The organism is Flavobacterium sp., assembly GCF_035195345.1.
Taxonomy (GTDB): domain Bacteria; phylum Bacteroidota; class Bacteroidia; order Flavobacteriales; family Flavobacteriaceae; genus Flavobacterium.
In genome coordinates this window covers 2,291,689-2,313,223 of the sequence record NZ_CP136574.1, presented here as the reverse complement: position 1 = coordinate 2,313,223, position 21,535 = coordinate 2,291,689, and the positions used below count along the sequence as shown (strand labels likewise).

Sequence of the window (21,535 nt, the reverse complement as noted above, 5' to 3'; positions counted from 1 at the left end):
CCCTTAAGGGTTACGACACTAGGGCATTTAGAGGTTTTGCGGATATTTTTAATAATGAATGTTGATTAACGAATATTGATTTAGCACGCGGATGAAACGGGTTTGCTTAAGCAAAACGCTGGTGGTGACGGATTTTTAGGAACACAAAGTATCGCAAATTTTTACACAGAGTGACACTGATGTAACTTAGCTACACTGAGACTATATAGAGGTTTTAATCCTTTTACTCTGTGGTATCATAAGTAAGCTATCGTTTACGAAGTAATCCTATCGATTTTTTTAAATACAAAAAACCGCCTCCACTTATATGGAGACGGGTTTTGAATTTAAAACCTATGAAACTTTAATTATTGTTTAATCATTTTGAAAGTTTGTGTAGTAGCGCCTTGGCGTGCAATCACTAAATACATACCTACTGGATAATCAGCTCCTATGGTATGATTTGTTACTTCACTTGCTTCTACTGATCTACTCTCTAGCATTTTTCCAGTTACATCATAAACTTGATAGAATAAGGTAGCTGTTTCACCTTCTAATGGGGTAATTGTAAATGCTGTTGTAAATGGATTTGGATACGCAGATAGTACCGAATGAGCTGCAACCGAAATTGTTTCTCTCTTAATGGCATCTTTTGGAGTTTCTATACTACAAATTGTTCCGTATTCACCAAACATTCCTATACCTTGCTTGATTCTAACCTTAACTGTATATATTGAACTATACGCATAAGCAATATCCGTTATTCTAAAGAAATTATATGGACGTTCTAACTCTGCTATGAAAGCACCATTCGAAGCATAAATTCTAAATGCATACATCGTCACATTTGCAACCGATCTTGCATAAATACGATCAGTAACATTAATCGAAGCTCCACATTGATTTGCTACTAGCGAGGTGGTTGGAATTGCGATTGTTATGTTACATCTTGAGAAGATTGATTAGACAATAAAAGCTGTGTTTTTAAATCCAATTTACCTATAAAAAATCTCACCAATAAAAAATATCAGAAAATGTTTTTCGGAAATGTATCTTACTGTAAAACAAAAAACACTCCCATAACCTGATGTGAGTGTTTTTTTTATCAGTTAATTTTCGATGATTTTTCGATAAAAAATGTTTAAAAAATAGTCACAAAATGGTTCTCTAAACATTTTTTTTATGTTATAGAAATAGAATTCAATTATAGTGTTTCTAAAAAACTAACCAATTCGTTATCACTAGAAAATCCCATTTTCTTTCGAAGAAGATATCGTTTACTAATGACACTTTCGTAAGAAATGCTAATAAGGGTTGCAATTTCTTTATTATTTAAATTTAACTTAATCAAAGTTAAAAAATCAATATCTTTTTTAGTTAATTTATGACAAAAACGAGTTACTTCAGCAGAAAAAGTGGGATGCATATTGGTGAATCTAAATTGAAACTCTTTCCAATAATCTTCATTTTCAAAACAACCATTTACATTATTCACTAATTTTTCTATTGCTTGATCATCAATGTTTAATTCATTTGATTTTAAAAGTTCAATTACCTTCTCTTTAATTTCAAATATTCTTAATTGTAAAGCCGTTAATTCACGTTCTTTAGCATGTTTAACTTCCGATTCTAATTGCAATTGCACATCTTTAAGTTCTGCACTCTTTTCATGCATTACCTTTTCTTGTTCTAACTGCAATAAAACAAGCTTTTGAATTTTGGATTTCTTTTTGTGTTTGTCCGTTATAAAAAACACCAATACTAATAAAAGGATTATAGAAATGGTAATTATGAAATTTTGTAATTTTAAATTAGCTAATTTTAGTTCTAAATTTTTATTTTTAGTTACTTCATTTTTAAGATTGTACTGATTCAACTTTTTTTGCAATTCTTCGAAAGTATTTTCTTTTTGTCGCTCTGCATATAGCGTTTGCAAACTTTTTAACGCACTGTATTCGGCTGGTTTATCTCCAAATTTTCCGTATAGCGTAGCTAGTGTTTCGTAATAAAAAATCTTTTCTTGCAAATTAGCCTCCACCAGCATAGTCGCCGCATCTAAAGCCAACAATTCCTTAATTTCTGAAAAACGATTTTGTTTTTGCAAACTATTGAGGTAAAAAGTAAAAATCTCTAAAGATATGTGAGGCAAATTGGCATACATATAATCAAAAGATTTTTTTAAATAAGGTGACGCTTTCGTATAGTCTTTAATTTTATAATAATACTTCCCAATTCTTCCCATACAGAAAAACTCATTTCTACTATCTGAAATAGCTCGAAAACCTATAAGGGCTTTGTTGAAAAAACCCATAGATTTAGGACTGCTCAATTCACTGTAACAAGCGCCTATATTCATTAATGCCACGTACTTATTTTGAAGATTATTTTCTATTTCTTCACTAAAATAAGGCAAGGTTTTGTTGTAATACACAATAGCATTAGCAAAATCCCCAATATTAAACTGAATATTGGCTTGTCGTAACAGTTGAATGTTAAGTAATTTTTCATCACCTAATTCTTCCAATTTTGGAATTAATTCGGAAGATATTTCTAATGCTTTATTGAAATCCGATTTGTTATAATAAACAGCACAAATTTCACTTTCAACTTTTAATAAATTTTTTTCATCCTGAATAGATGCATATAATTTTTTTGATTTCGATAAATTTTTTAAAGCCAACTCAAATTTGCCAAATAATTTTTGTGTATTGGCAATATTACATAAAATATTTGCCTTAGTTTTTACACTACAGTTAGGGTCAAAAGTATAGGATTTTTCAAAATTACGAAGAGCACCTTCATAATCGCCCACTATGGCATGATAAATCCCAACATCATTAAACGTTTTACAAATGGTGCTATCAGGTAGCTTAGGAAGCAACAAGATAGAATCCAAATACTTTTTAGATAATTGAGGATCAGAAAATTGTTTCTTTAAAAACGCATTATAATACGAAGTATAATCCTTTTTATTTTGGCTCCACAAAAACGAAACAGTAAGTAAGGCTATTACAATGAGGCTCTTTTTCATAGGCTATGGGTAGGTAATATATTTATAAAATTAAATAAAATTTACAAAATCTCAAGTTTTTTTTTGCATAAATATTAAATCTAATTCAATGAATAAACTATTTTCAATAATTTTAGTCACACTTTTAAGAAATTAATTCAAAAAATAATTTCTATAAAAAAGGTCTGTAAAAAATTTACAGACCTTTATATATAAAATAATCTTACTTAATCCACCTTAAATGCAACTCTTCTTACCAACTGACGCGCTAGTTTAGAATTTTTTGGAACTGATTTATCCGATCCTTTAACCACTAATTTTAATCGACTTGCATCTATACCTGAACGAACCACCATTTCTAATACACGTTGTGCTCTTTTGCGCGATAACGCAATGTTGTAATTAACATCTCCTAATTCATCTGCATAACCAATAATTTCAGCGTTTGCACTTGGATTAGCAATCATGTATTTGATTAAGAAATTAATTGCAGAGATGGTTCCTGTAGTAATTCTTGTTTCATCAAAATCAAAGAACACATTAACATACTGTCCATTAATCATGTTTTTCATTTGAGCAGTTGAATACTCTCCCGATGCCATGTTATTGATAATAGTTTCTATATCTCCATACTTATTATTAACATAGCTCTCTAGTTCATCAGGTACACCATTGTTATTTAAATCCACAGCTCTCCCTTTTGTATCCACAACAACCCCACCAATAGTATTGTTTTCAACATCTAAATGATCTGGTACTCCATCTCTATCTGTATCATTCATCATGGTTTCTAATTCTTCAACTCTTGCTAATAAATTTTTATATTCATCTTTAACATTTAAGTTTTCCCAATACCAATCAGCATGACGTTCTTTTTTTCCTAAATATAGCGTTAAACCTAATGATGTTGTATACATTGAACCTGTTCTACTTTCACTAGGATCTATGCTAGATTGACCATCTAAAGCAACATGGTGTGAAAGATTACTAATCATAGTATAATCTAAATTAAAAGCCAATCGATCAGAAACTTTAATTAAGAGTGTAGCTCCACCAATTATGCTAAAAATATTATCATAGTGATTAAATGAAGAAGTACCAGGCGCTTCTAAAAAAGAAAAGCCAGGGCCTAAATGAAATTGCAATCCAAACGTTTCCGTAAACTCTTCCCAATTCATTATGCGATGCATATTCAACAACCCTTGAAAACTAGTACGGTACATATTGTTGCTAAAATCAGGGCTTCCTGAATCAGATGTAAAGTTATCGTATCCAAAATCAAGCATTACACCAAACTTAGTATTAAACATTCTACGAACATTTAAATCAAAGTGATTAAATTCTGGCTTTGTAAAATAATTAGGTGTGGTGGCATAGTAACCATCTGTAAAAGGACGAATACCAATATTTGTACCCCCATTCAAGTTAACCGACCAACGATTATAGTTTTTTTCTCTATCTTTAGGATGAACAGTGTCCGAAACCACCTTATTAACAACCTTATTAGGAATATAAACCGAATCCTTTTTTTCCTGCGCTATGTTTTTAGTAAACACTAAAACAAAGAAAAAAATAAAATATTTTTTAAAAATACTCATAAGTGAAATTTTAATTCTTTTATAATTAGCAAAATTAGTTTTTTTTTTGATAAAAAAAATATTGTTTGGCAAAATTGTTAGATTTAATTATTTCTTAACCTGATTCCTATAATCTTAACAAAGCCCATTTGAGTATATTTTGCAAATTAAGTAAACAAAAATTCTACACAAATCGTTTTAAAACTTATTCTTACCAAAAGAACTTATCGTAATTTTTTTTGCCACCAACAAATAAGAAACCTTTACACCTAAAGAAGTATAAAAAGTACTACCACCAGTAGTAAAATCATTAGAACGCCCTAAACCTATATGAAAATTAAATAAAAAGTTTTTATAAAGATTACGCTGAATTCCCCAATGCACTTCATATAATAAAACGTTACTCAACCTAGTCTTTGAATCAAATAAGCGTTGAGAAACAAATTTATTTTGAATTGCAAAATAACTCCCCTCTCCATTTCTAGTAGACAATTTCTTTGCCACTCTTACATATCTATTATAGTAATATTTTAATTCTGATTTCAGATAAAACGCAGGTTCAAATAAACTTTTTTGAAACTTAATTTTATTATTAATAATTTCAGCTCCACTAGAAAAACCCATACCTGAATCTAAAGTAAAACCTTTAGCAACAGGAAGTTCATATGCAACTCCCACTCCAAATACATTGAACTCTGCTTTTTGCAAATAAGGTAAAGCGGTGGTATCTGTTTTTATATCTTGTGTAAAACAATTGTGGGATATCATAGACAAGAATATAGATAAAATCATGATTGTATATTTCATAAAGTATATTTTTTACTAATTACGAATATAGTAAATTTTAAATTAATATTAAATCTTATCCAACAATATTTTTTAAACTAAATTTTTTTTTTAACTTTGCAAAGATATTTAATAATAAAAAACTTTATGAAGTTATTTTACAAAATTATGACAGCAGTAATACTGCTTAATAGCTATTCATTATTTTCACAAGCTGTGTTTACGAGTCAAGCTACTGGTCAATGGAATACAGCGAGCACATGGACATATACAGGGACAGATGCGGATGGCATTCCAGATGCAGATGATGATGTGATAATAAGAGCACACTCAATTACTGTTTCTGTAAATTCATTTTGTAATTCATTAAAATCCGAACCCTTAGCTAACAACACAGTTGGATTAACTTCCAATACATCTTCTTTAAATACTAATTCAGCTGTATTGACAATTAATAGTGGTAGAATTTTAACCATAACAAACGATTTTACTGTACAACCGAATTCTTCTAATAGTCATACATCTGTTTTGAATGGCCCTGGTTCTATTCAAGTTGGATCCATTAATGTAGGAAATGATATGACACCTGTTAGTGTAAGTAGAACTACAACTTTAGCTTGCAGAACAAATTTAATTCTAGAAGTAAATGGAGATGTTAATTTATATTCAAATATCCAAGGAGGTCTAAATAATAGAGCCACTTTAAGGCATGACTCAGGAACAATAACAATTAATGGTCAACTAATTATGACCCAAGAAAGTAATGGAACTAATACTCAATACACTAGTAACGTTGCTACAAGAACAGGCACTCTAAAACTTACCAATTCAAATCCTTTCGTCTTCAATATGCTTGGCGGAACTCAATTATCACAACTTGTACCAATTTTTACAGGATGTACCGTTGAATATAGTCCAAATGGAAATGGATTAGAAGTTTACAATACAACCTATAGAGATTTAAAAATAAATTCAAACTATGATGTTTCAAGTTCTGGATTTACAATTAATAGTACTGGAAATTTATTTTTAACGAAAGGAAACCTGTTGGGAAATTACACGTTAAGTACTGGATCTTCAATCACAAGAAGTGGTGGAACAGTTAATAGTTCGCCATCAATTGTTGACGGAGCAACATATAATTTAGTCTATTCACAACATACTGCTCGAATAAATACAGGTTTAGAATTAATTGAAGATGTTTCAAAATTAGAAAAATTAACGTTGAGTTCTACAAATGGTGTAGAAATAAACAAAACAATTTACCCTAATCAATTAGTTGTAACTACAGCAGGTTCAATTACTGGCACAGGAGATGTAAGAGTTAAAACATTGTTTGATGTTACTGCGGCAGTTTCATTCAATACCGGAGGCATCATTACATTAGTTTCAAGTATTGCTAATACCGCAAGGGTTGCTCCATTAACGCTAAATCCAACTATAACTGGCAATGTAAATATTGAACGTTATTTACCAAATGCAGGTAGAAAATGGCGATTACTTACTGCTCCAGTTAAAGGAAGTAGTAATAATTCAGTTTATTTTAATTGGCAAAATAATGGAGTTTCAATAACAGGATATGGAACTGACATTTGGGGCCCTTCAGGAAACCTAGTTTCAAATGGCTTGCAATTAATAAATAATTCAAGCCATAGTTTAAGAAAATTTAATAACACTACTGGAACTTGGTCAAACGTTACAAATACATTTAATGAGCCTTTATTTGGAGGTTCTATTAACAATGGGTTTCTGATTTTTGCCACCCATCCATTTGGCAATGCTACTGATGGCAATGGAAATGTAAACCCAATTAATCCACAAATTACAACAACCTTAAAAGCATCTGGCGCTCTAATTACAGGGAATGTTGTGTATTCGAATGTATCACCTAATACCTATTATTTAGTTGGAAACCCGTATGCAAGCCCTATAGATTTTGCATCAATATTAAACGATGCTTCAAATAGTGGTATTGGTAAAAAAATATGGTATATAGATCCTACTTTAGGTTCTTATGGAGCTTATGTTACTTGGGATAGTGTAAATGGATATAGTGATACAGGCTCTACACGTTATCCTTCAACTATCTTACAATCAGGTGAAGCTTTTTTTATAAAAGCAGCTACTTCAACTTCAACTTTGACAATAAAAGAAACTCATAAAACTACTATTAACACAAACAATGTTATCAGTAGAGTAGCTTCTACAATTTCATCGGAACGTATAAGAATTTCGCTTCACAAAGAAGAAGATAATATTTGGAATAAAAAAGATGCTGTTGTCGCTGGTTTTTATATAGGTGGCAATAATATATACGACATTGATGATGTAACAAAATTATCTAATCCATCAGAGACTATTGCATTTTACACAGATTTAAAATCATTATCATCAGAACATAGGGCTCCTATTCAAAATAATGACTTTTTAACTATTAGAGTAACACAAACAACCGTTAATTCAAATTATAAATTAAAACTTTATACTGAAAATTTTACATTTTCTGGACAAGCTTTTTTACAAGACCTATATTTAGGAACCTTATCAGAAATTAATTTAGATGGCACTATCTATGAATATCCTTTTCAGGTTACAAGTGAAGCTCTAAGTACAGGTAATCGTTTTAAAATTGTTTTTCAAGCATCTGCTCTAAGTAACGAAGATTTTAATGTATCAGGAGTTAAAATGTATCCAAATCCTACAACTTCAGAAAATGGTATTTTTGTATCTTTTCAAAATGATAATAATGAGCAATTTGAATACAAAATATTTAATTGCTTAGGGCAATTAATCCAAAATAATTCATTAATTATGAACGATAATACTGGTAAAATTAAATTCGAAAACAAATTAAATCAAGGAGTTTACTACATTAACATATATGATGTTAACCAAAATTTAAAATTTTCAAAATCAATATTAATAAACTAATTAAACATATATGCTGAAGAATATTTTTTTTACGATATTATTTTTATTTTCTGTATCGTCTTTTGCACAAGATGAATTTGATCCTGGTTTTGGTGATGAAGGTGGTGGTGATGCAGCAGATGCACCTGGTGCGCCTATTGATGATTTGATTATTCCTTTGTTATTTACTGGAATATTGACAACAATTTATTTTGTTAATAAAAAAGAAAGACAACTAAAACAAAATTAAATTCAACTTAAAAAAACGCTGTAATTTGCATTACAGCGTTTTTTTTTATTATTTTTATAGAGCAATTTATTGTTGTGCCTAATTTTTAGGTATGCCTTGCAAACACCCCAAATGTTTACTTAAAACAAACTGCTATGGTAAAAGCTACTAAAACACTTCAAAGTACATTGATTATTTTTCTTTTCTTTGTATTCTATTCCGAAGTAACTTTCGGAAATATCTTAAACGCACAGTTTACCACCAATCCTGCAACTGTAAGTGGTACCGTAACTATATGTAAAACTCAAGCAGTAGTATTTACAGATAGCTCAATAGGAACACTATCCAGCACAAGCTATAACTGGCAGTTTACCGGAGGTTCAACAACCACAGCAACCACAGCAGGTCCTCATGCGGTAACCTACAACACACCTGGAACCTACACCGCCTCATTAACGCTAGATAATACATATAGCTACAGCATTACGGTAGTAGTTACTAATAACCAACCCAGTGCTCCCTCCATTGCCTTAGTAGATGGAAATTTTTGGGCGGCATCCGTGTATAATAGTCAAAATTACTTTACCTATTGCAGCAATGATGCTGCAATTGCAGGTGGTTTGTTTTCATTTACAACACAATCCACACAAACCAACGCTAGTACGCAACATATTTTTGACTGGGGAGATGGAACCACGAATGCCTACACAGGAACAAATCTTGGGGAAACGTTTCATTTTTACGCTTCAGCAGGTTACTATACATTAACGTATACCGTTGTACTATCAAATGCTTGCAGCAGTCAACGAATATACAATCTATATGTTGGAGCCATACCTACCGCCACAATTAGTCCCGTGGGAATTCCAACTTTATGTAACCCAGGAAGCGTAACCTATGATTTATTAATAGGCGCACAAAATACGCCCGGAACACTATATACGTTTCAAGTAAATGATGGTACTCCTCCTGTAACATTCAATCACCCACCCCCTGCTACCATTACCCATCAATTCCTGGATAGTTCCTGCGGTACAAATTCAAACATTAATAGTACGGTATACCCAAACTCTTATCAAGCATCTATTACAATATCAAATCCATGTGGCAATAGTACAAATGCCGTAGGACCAATAAATATACAATCGGCACCAATAGCTAATTTCTCTCGCACACCAAGTAACAATATAATTTGTGAGGGTACAACAGTAGCTATTAGTGATAATACACAAGGCGGGTATAATATTGGAGGTCCGCCTACCTATGCTTGTACACAAACCTATAAAAAATACTGGACGATATCAGGCCCATCAGGACTCATAGCAACGAGTACTGGAGGTGTATTGACGGCCAATCCTTTCATCAGTTGTCCTAACAACTTCGGTTATAACAACAGCCAACCTAACAATCCTGGTGCTTGGTTACCTTCTGCCGCAAGTGTATTAAATGTTACCTTTTTACTCCCTGGTGATTATACTATAACATTTTATACTGGTTCCAATTTATGCGGTATCAGTACAGCAACACAAACCATTTGTGTTACACCAGAAGTAGTAGCCGATTTCACAATGTCAAGCAGCGCAATTTGTGCCCCAACAGTTGTAACATTAACCAATAATTCGAGTACACCAGGCTGCGCTAACACGAATAATTATTTATGGGAAGTAACCGCAACGAACCCAAATAATTGCCCTAGCTTTACACCTGGAGACTGGTTGTTTTCAGATGGAAATGCAACAACAACAGCACCTGAAATAACTATAAATTCACCAGGAATATATAACATTAGCCTAACCACCTCTCTAAATATACCTACGGCAGGTGCCTTATGCCAACCTGACACCAAAACAACAACGTTAGTGGTAAAAGGAAAACCTATTACATCGCTGACAGCTGAAACAATTTGTGAAGGAAGCACACTAACTTTAAACCCAACCGTTTTTAATTGCTATGCAAGTAATCCAGTATCTTACACTTGGGATTTTGGAACTTCACCACCAACAAATATTTCTAGCGTAAATGACGCTAGTCCAATACTTTCCTTCAATAGTCCTGGCGTTTACAATTACACTTTAACAATAAGCAATGAATGTGGCAGTAATAGTTATACTAGTTCTATCACAGTAGAACCATCGGTACATTTAACCGCCAATGTTCCTTTAGCAACTTGTGTCAATACAAGTATTCAATTAACCAGTTCAATCACTGGAGGAGTTACTGAAGGAATCTGGACCGCCTCATTACCAGGTGGAACATTTTCTCCAAGCGCTACTGATTTAAATCCAACGTACACACCCCCATTAGATTTCATAGGAAGTATTACTTTCACCTTAACTTCAACTACTCCAACGGCACCTTGTACTATTGCAACCGCAACATTTACTACTAATTTCAACACAGAAGCAACTGTTGCAACAGGCACCTATGATCCCCTCTGTGAAAATGGTAGTATCATATTAAACGGTAGTATTGGAGGAGCTGCCTCCACGGCAATTTGGACTACTTTAAATGGTGGCGCATTTTCTGACCCTAACAGTTTGAATAGTACTTTTACACCTCCCCCTGGCTATGTGGGTGCAATTACCTTAACATTAACAACAAATGATCCAGACGGCCCTTGTGAAGCAACTTCAGCGGACTTGAACTTAAATGTTTTACCAACGCCTAGTATTGATCCAAAATCTGATTTGTTTTTTTGCAATGAAGAAGTTATTAACTCAATAACATTTACAGGAACCAATGCCAACTTATTTACCTGGACAAATTCAAATACCGCCATTGGATTACCTTCAAATGGAACGGGCGCTATAAATTTTACAGCAACTAATACAAGTACAAGCCCAATAACAAGTACCATAACTATTACACCTGTTAATACGATAAGTAGCACTTTGTGTCCAGGAATACCGACATCATTCACGATTACAGTTCATCCTAATGCGCAAGTAAACGATATAACAAATCAAACAATTTGTAATGGATTTTCTTCTTCAGAAATATCTTTTTCAACAGCAAATACATCGGGTGTAACCACTTATATTTGGACGAACGATACTCCTTCAATAGGATTAGGAAGCAATGGTGCTGGAGGTATTCCAAGTTTCACAGCGCAAAACAATACAAATTCGCCCCTAGTTGCAACAATTGAAGTTACGCCTACGTACACTTTAAATGGTATTAGTTGTAGTGGAACACCAAAAGTTTTTACGATCACAGTAAATCCAGAGGCACAAGTAAATACAATAAATGATATAACACTTTGTGAGGGCAGTACAACAAGTGCAATTGCATTTACTTCCTTAAATACTATTGGAGCTAACACTTATGAATGGACAAACAACAATACGCTAATAGGTCTTTCGGCTAGCGGGACTGGGCCAATTCCAAGTTTTACGACTGCAAATACTTCAAATTCAGAATTAGTTGCTACGCTAACGATTACACCCTATTTTACTAATAATGGTGTAACCTGTAGTGGTACCTCAGAAACTTTTACAATAACAGTGATTCCGAGTCCACAAGTAAATCCTGTTACCAGTGAAACTATTTGTAATGGTGGAACAATCAACTCCATCTCCTTTTCTACTACAAATACAATAGGTGTAACTAGCTACGAATGGACTAATGACACTCCTTCTATAGGATTAGCATCAAATGGCATTGGAGACATCCCTTCGTTTGCAGTAAATAATCCCACACTTTCCCCTATTGTTGCAACAATAACAGTAACCTCAGTTTTACAATATAATGGAGTAAATTGTCCAGGTGTTAGTGAATCATTCACGATTACAGTACTACCCGATGCACAAGTAAATTCACCTCTTAATGCAACATTTTGTTACGCATCAACTACAACTCCAATTGTTTTTTCAACAAATACCACTGGTGGTATAGTTACCTATGAATGGACAAACAACAATACATCCATTGGATTAGCAAACAATGGAATAGGGAATATTCCAAGTTTTATAACCAATAATACCTCAACTACTCCAGAAGTCGCAACAATAACAGTAACTCCTTTTTATAACTTTAATGGTATAATTTGTAATGGAGTAGCTAAAACTTTTGAAATTACAATTAACCCAAATGGACAAGTAAACACAATATCAAATCAAGAGGTTTGTAATGGAACTGCTACTAATTCCATTGATTTTTCAACCAATAGAACCCCTGGTACTACAACCTATAGTTGGACAAATGACAATAACAGTATTGGACTACCCGCAACAGGAACGGGAGCAATTAACGCATTTACGGCAATAAATAACTCACTTGCTCCCTTAATAGCTACCATTACAGTTACACCTACTTATTCCTATAACTCCATAAATTGTGTCGGAACTAGCGAACAATTTACGATAACAGTAAATCCGAGTCCAGTAGTTCACTTTTCAGAGAACAATCAATTAATTTGTTCTGAAGAAAATACAATGCCCGTGCAATTAACAAGTAGTACTTCAGGCGTAACCTTCAATTGGACTGCTACAGTACCCGTTGGAATCACAGGAGCCCTTACAAACGGAACGAATACAATACCCGTACAAAATCTTATTAACACTACAAATGAGGTGTTAACAATAACCTATCAAGCCTTTGCAATAACAAATGATGCCACAGCCTGTCAAGGTTTAGAATACACTTATCTCATTACTGTTTTGCCTAAGCCATCAATTTCAAATGAAACACTTCTATTATGCAGCGAACAAACGTTCAATTACGCTAGTAGTAATGGGGTTCCAAACAACACTACAATTGTTCCAAATAATACTATATATACGTGGACGGTATCTAACAATCCAGCAATTCTAGGAGCAAGTAATGGAAGTGCGCCACAAATTAATCAAACATTAACCAATACAACAGCAATCTCACAAACAATCACTTATACAGTGACGCCATCCGCTTCCGGTTGTATGGGTACTACCTTTACTTTATTGATAACTGTGTTACCAAAACCAGATGTGCTATTTAGCATTGGAAATCAAAATATTTGCAACCAAGACACAACAGTGCCAGTTAGCTTGAGTTCAACAATTGCAGGTCTGTATAATTATACATGGACAGCTAACATCCCAACAGGTATAACAGGTGCACTCGCTAATGGAACCGATGTTATTCCTGCACAAACACTCATAAATTCAACAACTACACCATTGACAATTACATATGCTGCATTTGCATCATTTGTCAATCTTGGATCGTCATGTACCAGCAACATTGCTACTTATGAAATAATGGTTAATCCAACACTAACAATCACAAGCAATGTTTCCAATTATAACACTTACAACATTAGTTACTTTGGCGGAAATGATGGATTTATAGATTTAACAGTTTCAGGAGGCTCAAACAATTATTCTTTCAGTTGGTCAGGACCAAATGGATACACAGCTATAACAGAAGATATAAGTAATTTGATGGCAGGTAGTTATACCGTAATTATAGATGATGGAATTTGTGAACCAAGAATAGTTAACTTCAACTTAATTGAACCTAATGAATTATTAGCACAAAATACAATTGCAGCATTGCAAAATCTATTGTGTTTTGGAGATACAAATGGCCAATTAGGGATTACGATTACACAAGAATCTGTTCCACCCTATAATTTTGAACTATTATACAACGCAGTAAGCATTCAAAACCTGACAAATAGCACTAATTTAAGTCCAATATTTACAGGTTTGTCAGCAGGGAATTACACCGTAAAAATAACAGATGCAAATGGTGTAATTAAAACGCTGAATAGTACTTTAACAGAACCGAGTGAAATTATAGTCACAGTAACTTCAACGCCTATAAGTTGTTACGCAGCTAATGATGCAAGTATAAATTTAACGATAACGGGTGGAGTAAGTCCATATACAGTAAATTGGAGCAATTTAGCAACAGGTACCTTTCAAAACAATCTAGGACCTGGAACTTATAATATCACCATCACAGACGCTGTAGGTTGCGTAAAAACCATACAAAGTATAATTGCGAACCTTCCAGTTTTTGACATACAACCCGTTTTTAATCAAATTACATGCTATGGAGCTGCAAATGGTAGTATTAATTTAGGTCTTATAGGTGGACAAGCTCCTATTGTTGTAACATGGAGTGATGGCAGCAATGCAGGCTTGGTTAGAAATAATTTAACGGCTGGAGTATATACAGCTACAATTTCAGACGCAAGTACTTGTTCATTTACTAGAACCTTTACCCTTATTGAACCTCAACCACTACTTATCAATGGCATTATACAAAATGACTTAGATTGTACCACTAGTAATAATGGCAGTGTTAATTTAATAGTAACAGGAGGAACACTTCCTTACACCTTCAATTGGTCAAATGGTGCAACTACTGAGGACTTACTCAATGTAAGTAACGGGAATTTTTCTGTGGTAGTTACAGATGCAAGAGGATGTTCAATTAATGGACAATATACCGTTTATAGACCAGCTCCATTAATTACAACACTAACGCAACAAAAAAACGTAAATTGTGCTACTGGAGAAATAACAAGTTCTTTTGAAGTTTTAGTAAACGGAGGTATACCACCCTATCAAATAGTTTGGTCAAACGGCACAGTGTCAGGAACTAACAACCAATTTATGACCACCACACAAGATGGATTAATTAGTGTAACAGCAACCGATTCAAATGGTTGTTTCAACACAAGTAGTTATTTATTAGATAACCCAATAATTGGTGATGCAAATTTCACATTGAATTCATATAGTATAAATACATTTGGAGAATATTCTATGGGGGATCCAATACAATTTACCAACTTAACCATTGGAGACTATATTGGAATATCATGGAATTTTGGTGATGGAATTTTCTCAACAGAAGAAAATCCAATTCATACTTATTTGACTGAAGGCGAATATGAAGTTACGCTCTTAATCACTTATGAATATGGTTGTACGAAAGAACAGAAAATTATATTAAATATTACAAAAGGATATAAACTAATGATTCCAACAGGTTTTACAGCAAATGATGATGTAATTAATGATTATTTTGTACCCGCTTCTGTGGGATTATCTAGTTTAAAAATGGCCATTTATGACACTTGGGGAAATTTGATTTATTATGAAGAAGGAGATGCTATAGGTGGATGGGATGGAAAAATAAAAGGAATACCCGCTGAAAATGGAAATTATTATTATAAAATTTCAGGAATAACATTTTATAATAAAGTAGTAGAAAAAAATGGTCCTTTTATCTTATTAAAATAATTTGCATTATGAAATTTAATTTATCTATCATATTCAGCGTATTTTGCACTTTAGTAAGTGCTCAGGACCCAATCTTTACCCAGTACTTTTTAGTTCCTGAATCTTTAAATCCTAGTTTTACAGGATTATTAGAAACAACGAGTGCAGGGGTAATACACCGTTCTCAATGGACAAATTTAAACTATAAAATAGATACTGATTATGCCTATTTTAGTACTTGGTCTGAAAACAATCTAAGCGGAATCGGTGTAAATTTTTTAAATCACAGAGAAAATTTTACAGGCTATAATTTTCTTCAGGCTAATATAAATTATTCCTATAGGGTTGAATTAAACTATGAATGGTATTTTAGACCCGGAATAGAAATAGGCTATGGTAGTAAAAGTTTTGGATTCCAAAATCTAATATTAAGAGATCAAATCAATCTTAGTAATGAAACAATATCACCTGTGAGTATTGACCCACTTCAATTAAATAACAGAATACATTTTATTGATATTTCAACGGGACTTTTATTTTATACTGATAATTTTTGGATAGGTAGCGCCATCAAACACTTGAACAGGCCAAATATTTCAATAGCTGAAGAAGGTAATATCCCATTAGATATGTTTTACAATATTTCAACAGGATATGAATTTAATTTGTCTGACATCATTGAAACTGGTTTTTTACCTTATGAAACAAGAATGATGGTGACTGGAAATTTTATGGAGCAAGGTGGATACAATCGACTAGATATAGGAACCTCAATAATTTTCAGTCAATTAGTCATTGGTGCAACAGCTGCATTAAACCCTATAAAAAAAACAGATCAAAGTCATACATTAACCTCCATCAATCTATTTAGTGGATTACAATACGAAAAATTTAAAATAGGCTTTTCATATGATATAAATACTTCTAAAATAGGAAGAACTGGAGGTGTATTTGAACTTGGCTTAGTATATCAATTCGACGTTGAGGCAAGGAAATGTTTCGGTTGTCCAAATTACAATTAAAATAAAAAGTGTATTGATTTTTTCAATACACTTTTTATAAACTTCATACGCTGTAATGACTTAAAATATTTATAAACTAATTTTAAGTATTAAAAACCTAAAATAATTATTTTGAGCCAATTGCTTGGTAAATAAATCCGATTTTTTGCAAACTGTCTTTATCTAAAATATTCCTTCCATCAAAAACAAAAGCAGGCTTCAACATGTTGTCATAAATTTTTTGCCAATCATAGGTTTTGAATTCATCCCATTCTGTAAGTATAGCTATAGCATGAGCATCCTTACAAGCTTCATAGGGGCTAACATTTGCAATTACCCCTTGTAAATTTTCATGCTCAGAGCGAGTTTGCAAATAATTCAAATCAAATTGAATTTGCTCAGCTCCAACTTTAGGATCATATACACTTATTCTTGCTTGTTCACTTAACAAATCATCCGCAACATAAATAGCCGCTGATTCACGCGTATCATTTGTATCCTTTTTAAAAGCCCAACCTAAAAAAGCAATTTTTTTACCTGAAACCGTATTATATAATGTTTTAATCATGTTTTTTGCAAATCGACGCTTTTGGTGATCATTCATTATAATTACTTGTTCCCAATAATCAGCAACCTCATCTAATCCGTATGATTTTGCAATGTAAACCAAATTCAAAATATCCTTTTGAAAACAAGATCCTCCAAAACCAACTGAAGATTTCAAAAATTTAGAACCAATTCTACTATCCATACCAATTGCTCTTGCTACCTCATTTACATCTGCACCTGTTTTTTCACACAACTCACTTAAAGAATTAATAGAAGAAACACGTTGCGCTAAAAAAGCATTAGCCGTTAACTTAGATAACTCAGAAGACCAAACATTTGTAGTTAATATTTTATCTTTAGGAACCCAATTTGCATATACATCTACTAAAAGTTGAATTGCTTGTTGTCCATCCAAACTCGTATCGCCACCAATTAAAACTCTATCTGGCGCAAACAAATCTTCTACAGCCGTTCCTTCTGCTAAAAATTCCGGATTTGAAAGAATTTGAAAATTAACCCCATTACCCGTATTATCTAAAATATCTTTAATTGCACTAGCCGTTCGAACAGGTAAAGTAGATTTCTCAACAACAATTTTGTCATTTTTAGCAACACGTGCAATTTGTCGTGCACATAATTCAATATATTTTAAATCAGCAGCCATCCCTTTACCAACTCCATATGTTTTAGTTGGCGTATTCACTGAAATAAATATCATATCAGCTTCATCAATAGCTTTATCCACATCTGTAGAAAAAAATAAATTTCTACCACGAGCTTCCGCAACAACATCACTCAAACCTGGCTCATAAATAGGAATATTATTTACATCTGCATCATTCCAAGCAGCTATTCTTTTCTCGTTTAAGTCTACAACTGTAACTTTTATATGTGGGCATTTTTGAGCAATAATAGCCATTGTAGGCCCCCCTACATAACCCGCACCAATACAACAAATATTTGTAATCATTTTATAAAATTTATTTTTTAAATCTATTAATAATTTTTTTCCACACTTTATTCTTTACTTTTTCATTATGATACCCTTCTCCATAAACACCATAACCATATGCATAACCATTTTTAGCATTATTGCTAAAGCCATTAAACAAAATACTAATATTATGTAATTCCCCTCTTTTATGTTTTTCATTAACAACATTTAACATGCCTTTCTTTGTAAAGCCTTGTCTGGCAACATATATTGTAGCATCACAAAATTGAGCTAATTCTAAAGCATCAGAAACCAACCCTACTGGTGGCGTGTCTAAAACAATATAATCATATTTAGCTTTTAGCTCTTGAATCATTTCATGCATGGCGTCACTCATTAATAACTCAGAAGGATTCGGTGGAATAGGTCCAGAAGAAATAACATCTAAAAATGGAATATGAGTACTTTGTGTCACCTCATTAATTGTTTTTTGCCCAATTAAATAATTTACAACACCCATAACGTTATCAATGTGAAAATCATCAAATATTCTAGGCTTTCTTAAATCCAAACCAACAATTACAGTCTTTTTATCACTTAAAGCAAAAACAGTAGCCAAATTTATTGAACAAAACGTTTTTCCTTCGCCACTAACAGATGAAGTTATCATTACAATTTTCGCACCTACTTTCTGCTGCTTTTTATACATAAACTGCAAAGAAGAACGAATGGATCTAAACGATTCAGCCAATGCAGATTTTGGCATTTCAAAAACTGACAAATTAGAATCTGAAACTTTATTACCTACTATTCCGATTACAGGAATTTTAGTCATTTTTTTAATATCCTCAATTGTGTTTACATTGTTGTCTATTAAAACCATAACAAATATAACAAGTAACGGAACCAATACACCTAAAAAAGCAGCTAAAATATAATTAATGCTTGTTTTTGGCCCCCTCAATCCACCACCAATATCTTTAGCAGGATCTAAAAATTTAATATCCGAAATATTTGCTGCTTTTACAATTTCAGCCTCACTCCTTTTTTCTAAAAAAGTACTATATATCTTATCTTTTAAATTATAATTACGAGTTATCTTGATGTGCTCTTGTTTATTTTCGGGTAATAAACTTGCTTCGCCTTCAGCTTTAGTAATATTCTTATTAATTAATGACAAATTTAAAGACAAAGCACTTTTTGAACTTGCAATATTTTCTAACAGTACTTTTTTAATAGATTCCATTTCGACATCAAATTCAGAAAACATTTTTTTATTCTTCACTGTATAGGATAAGTTGGCTCTATCAGCTGAAAGAACAATCAATTTAGAAACATTACTAACGACATTAGGATCATCAATTCCTGCAACACTTGGGGCAGGTAATTTAGAATAATCGGTTGTTTTTTCTAAATAATTTTTAAGTAAATTATAATACGCAATTTTTCTATTGATAGCATCTTTCTCCACATCATATCCAGACAACTTTTGGCTTAGTAGATTACCGCCAACTTCTTCTTCTAATTCTAATATATTTTTTCCTTTTCTAAACTCCTTTAACTCATTTTCGGCATTTTTTATTTGCCCTTCCATTTCTATTAAAGTACTATCTATAAAGCTAATTGTGTTATTTGCAAACTGATTTTTACTAGCTAATTGAATGTTTTTTAATTCTTCTACTGTCGTGTTTAAATATTCTACTAATCTATACTTATTTGAACCCTCTAATTGTAAACGGACAATTGATAATGCTTTAGCATCTGCACTTACATCAATTGCTCTATAATTTGCTACTGTATTATTAAAATCATCGAATCGAATGAAATATTCTTGATTTGTAAATTCAAATGCTTCAGGTTTAATAATTAATTTAAATTTTAAAAAAGGCAGATCAACAGACTCATTAATTTTAAAAATTCTATTAAACTCCCCTCCAGAAACATTAACAGGTTTAATTATAACATCAGAGTATTGAATTAATGACGCACTTGTTGATTCCCCAAAATCTATACTTAACTTGTATTGAGAAGGGGACAAAAAAGTAATTTTTATTAGCTTATCAAACAATTGCCCTTTTGATTTATCAATTTCAACATAGAAAGGGACTTCCCCATATGCATCTTTGAAAAAATATTCATCTTGCTTTAAATACTTTATGTAATACTGTAATTTATCAACTACAATTTCATTATGTGAACGAGACTTTAAACTTGTAATAATTGTTTGCACTTTATCAGATGTGCCTCCCCAATTAAAAACTAAACTAGTATTTGAAGTAAAAAAGGGATTGTTTTGATCTTCCACAATAATTAATGATTCCATCCCATACATACTTTCCTTTCTAATATTTACATTGTATGCAAATAAGAAAGTGATTCCAAGTGACAAAACAAACCACTTCCAACATCCAGTAATTTTAAAAAGAAACCCTTTAAAATCAAAAGAATTATGTGATTCAAAAAAATTAAAATCTTTGGTATCTAGCATCTTATTCTTATAATGTTTTAGATAACACTATCAATGTTGTTATTAAAGATATAGCGGTCATTATTGTAGCAACAGACTGCACACCTGTAACTCCAGTACCCCATGTTTTTTGTTTCAATGGTTTAACTATTATATAATCGTTTGGTTGAATATAAAAATAAGGAGAATTAATCGCATTTGCATCTGTTAAATTAATACTATATGTTTCAAAGCCGTGTGGAAACTTTCTAATAATCTGTACTTCTTTTCTATTACCAGTAATAGGAATATCTCCGGAATTTGCAATTGCTTCCATAATTGTTGCTCTATCTTGAAACAAAACATTTGTTCCTGGCTTACCTATTTCGCCATTAATCGTATACCTTAAACCAGCCAATTTTACCGTTACAAAAATATTCGCCTCTTTTCTAAAATATTCTTCTAATAATTGCTTTTCGATTTTTTGTCTGACCTCTTCAGTAGTAAAACCTAAAACATTAACTTCTCCCAAAATAGGAACTCTAATATTCCCATGATCATCCACCGTATATCCACTATAATACAAAGTCTGTGGCGATTGTTGCACTTGAAATGAACCTGCAGTAGGGACGGAAAACATTTCAACTAATTTTTGATCTAAAGCCTTAATATTAATACTTAAAATATCACTTATTTGAATCCTATATGGCTTTGAATTTTCTTGACTAACTTTAATTGAATCTGACTTTACTATAGTGCTTGGTTGTAAATATGTTATATCCTTAGTAGAAATGCACGAGGTAAATATAACAGCAAATAATGCTAAAAAAACTATTTTTTTCATAAGTAGTCATTTCGTAAACTGTGGTTGCATTTTAACACTAAAATACTATGTCACAT

11 protein-coding genes are annotated in these 21,535 nt (G+C 32.3%); 4 read left to right on the top strand and 7 right to left on the bottom strand.

Features of this window, described 5'->3' with window-relative positions:
- Positions 1-347: 347 nt before the first annotated feature.
- From RSE15_RS10905 to RSE15_RS10890, 4 genes are all read right to left on the bottom strand, one after another.
- Positions 348-818, bottom strand: a complete 471-nt coding sequence (locus RSE15_RS10905) for a T9SS type A sorting domain-containing protein (protein WP_324068532.1) — start codon at positions 816-818, stop codon at positions 348-350.
- Between the two features lie 365 nt (positions 819-1,183).
- Positions 1,184-3,010: a LuxR C-terminal-related transcriptional regulator gene (locus RSE15_RS10900; RefSeq protein ID WP_324068530.1), complete on the bottom strand. Its 1,827-nt coding sequence runs from the start codon at positions 3,008-3,010 to the stop codon at positions 1,184-1,186.
- 206 nt (positions 3,011-3,216) lie between these two features.
- Positions 3,217-4,587: an OmpA family protein gene (locus RSE15_RS10895; protein ID WP_324068528.1), complete on the bottom strand. Its 1,371-nt coding sequence runs from the start codon at positions 4,585-4,587 to the stop codon at positions 3,217-3,219.
- A gap of 177 nt (positions 4,588-4,764) precedes the next feature.
- A complete protein-coding gene (locus RSE15_RS10890; RefSeq protein ID WP_324068526.1) occupies positions 4,765-5,373 on the bottom strand; it encodes a hypothetical protein in 609 nt (202 codons plus the stop codon).
- 147 nt (positions 5,374-5,520) lie between these two features.
- Here RSE15_RS10890 and RSE15_RS10885 point away from each other — a divergent pair, with 147 nt between their 5' ends.
- From RSE15_RS10885 to RSE15_RS10870, 4 genes are all read left to right on the top strand, one after another.
- A complete protein-coding gene (locus RSE15_RS10885) occupies positions 5,521-8,283 on the top strand; it encodes a T9SS type A sorting domain-containing protein (protein ID WP_324068524.1) in 2,763 nt (920 codons plus the stop codon).
- A gap of 10 nt (positions 8,284-8,293) precedes the next feature.
- A complete protein-coding gene (locus RSE15_RS10880; protein ID WP_297869165.1) occupies positions 8,294-8,512 on the top strand; it encodes an Fjoh_0651 family PID-CTERM protein in 219 nt (72 codons plus the stop codon).
- A 134-nt stretch (positions 8,513-8,646) separates the two neighbouring features.
- Positions 8,647-15,726 carry a PKD domain-containing protein gene (locus RSE15_RS10875; protein WP_324068520.1) on the top strand — a complete coding sequence of 2,360 codons (7,080 nt, stop codon included), beginning with the start codon at positions 8,647-8,649 and terminating at the stop codon, positions 15,724-15,726.
- 8 nt (positions 15,727-15,734) lie between these two features.
- Positions 15,735-16,727 (top strand): PorP/SprF family type IX secretion system membrane protein, encoded by a 993-nt coding sequence (locus tag RSE15_RS10870; protein WP_324068518.1) that lies wholly within the window; start codon positions 15,735-15,737, stop codon positions 16,725-16,727.
- A 106-nt stretch (positions 16,728-16,833) separates the two neighbouring features.
- Here the strand turns inward: RSE15_RS10870 and RSE15_RS10865 are convergent, their stop codons facing one another.
- From RSE15_RS10865 to RSE15_RS10855, 3 genes are read right to left on the bottom strand one after another with little or no spacing between them, the layout of a single operon-like run.
- Complete coding sequence (locus RSE15_RS10865) at positions 16,834-18,225, bottom strand: UDP-glucose 6-dehydrogenase (protein WP_324068516.1); 1,392 nt, start codon at positions 18,223-18,225, stop codon at positions 16,834-16,836.
- A 10-nt stretch (positions 18,226-18,235) separates the two neighbouring features.
- Positions 18,236-20,677 (bottom strand): polysaccharide biosynthesis tyrosine autokinase, encoded by a 2,442-nt coding sequence (locus RSE15_RS10860; protein WP_324068514.1) that lies wholly within the window; start codon positions 20,675-20,677, stop codon positions 18,236-18,238.
- A 7-nt stretch (positions 20,678-20,684) separates the two neighbouring features.
- On the bottom strand, positions 20,685-21,479 hold the full coding sequence (locus RSE15_RS10855; protein WP_324068512.1) for a polysaccharide biosynthesis/export family protein: 795 nt from the start codon (positions 21,477-21,479) through the stop codon (positions 20,685-20,687).
- Positions 21,480-21,535 lie beyond the last annotated feature (56 nt).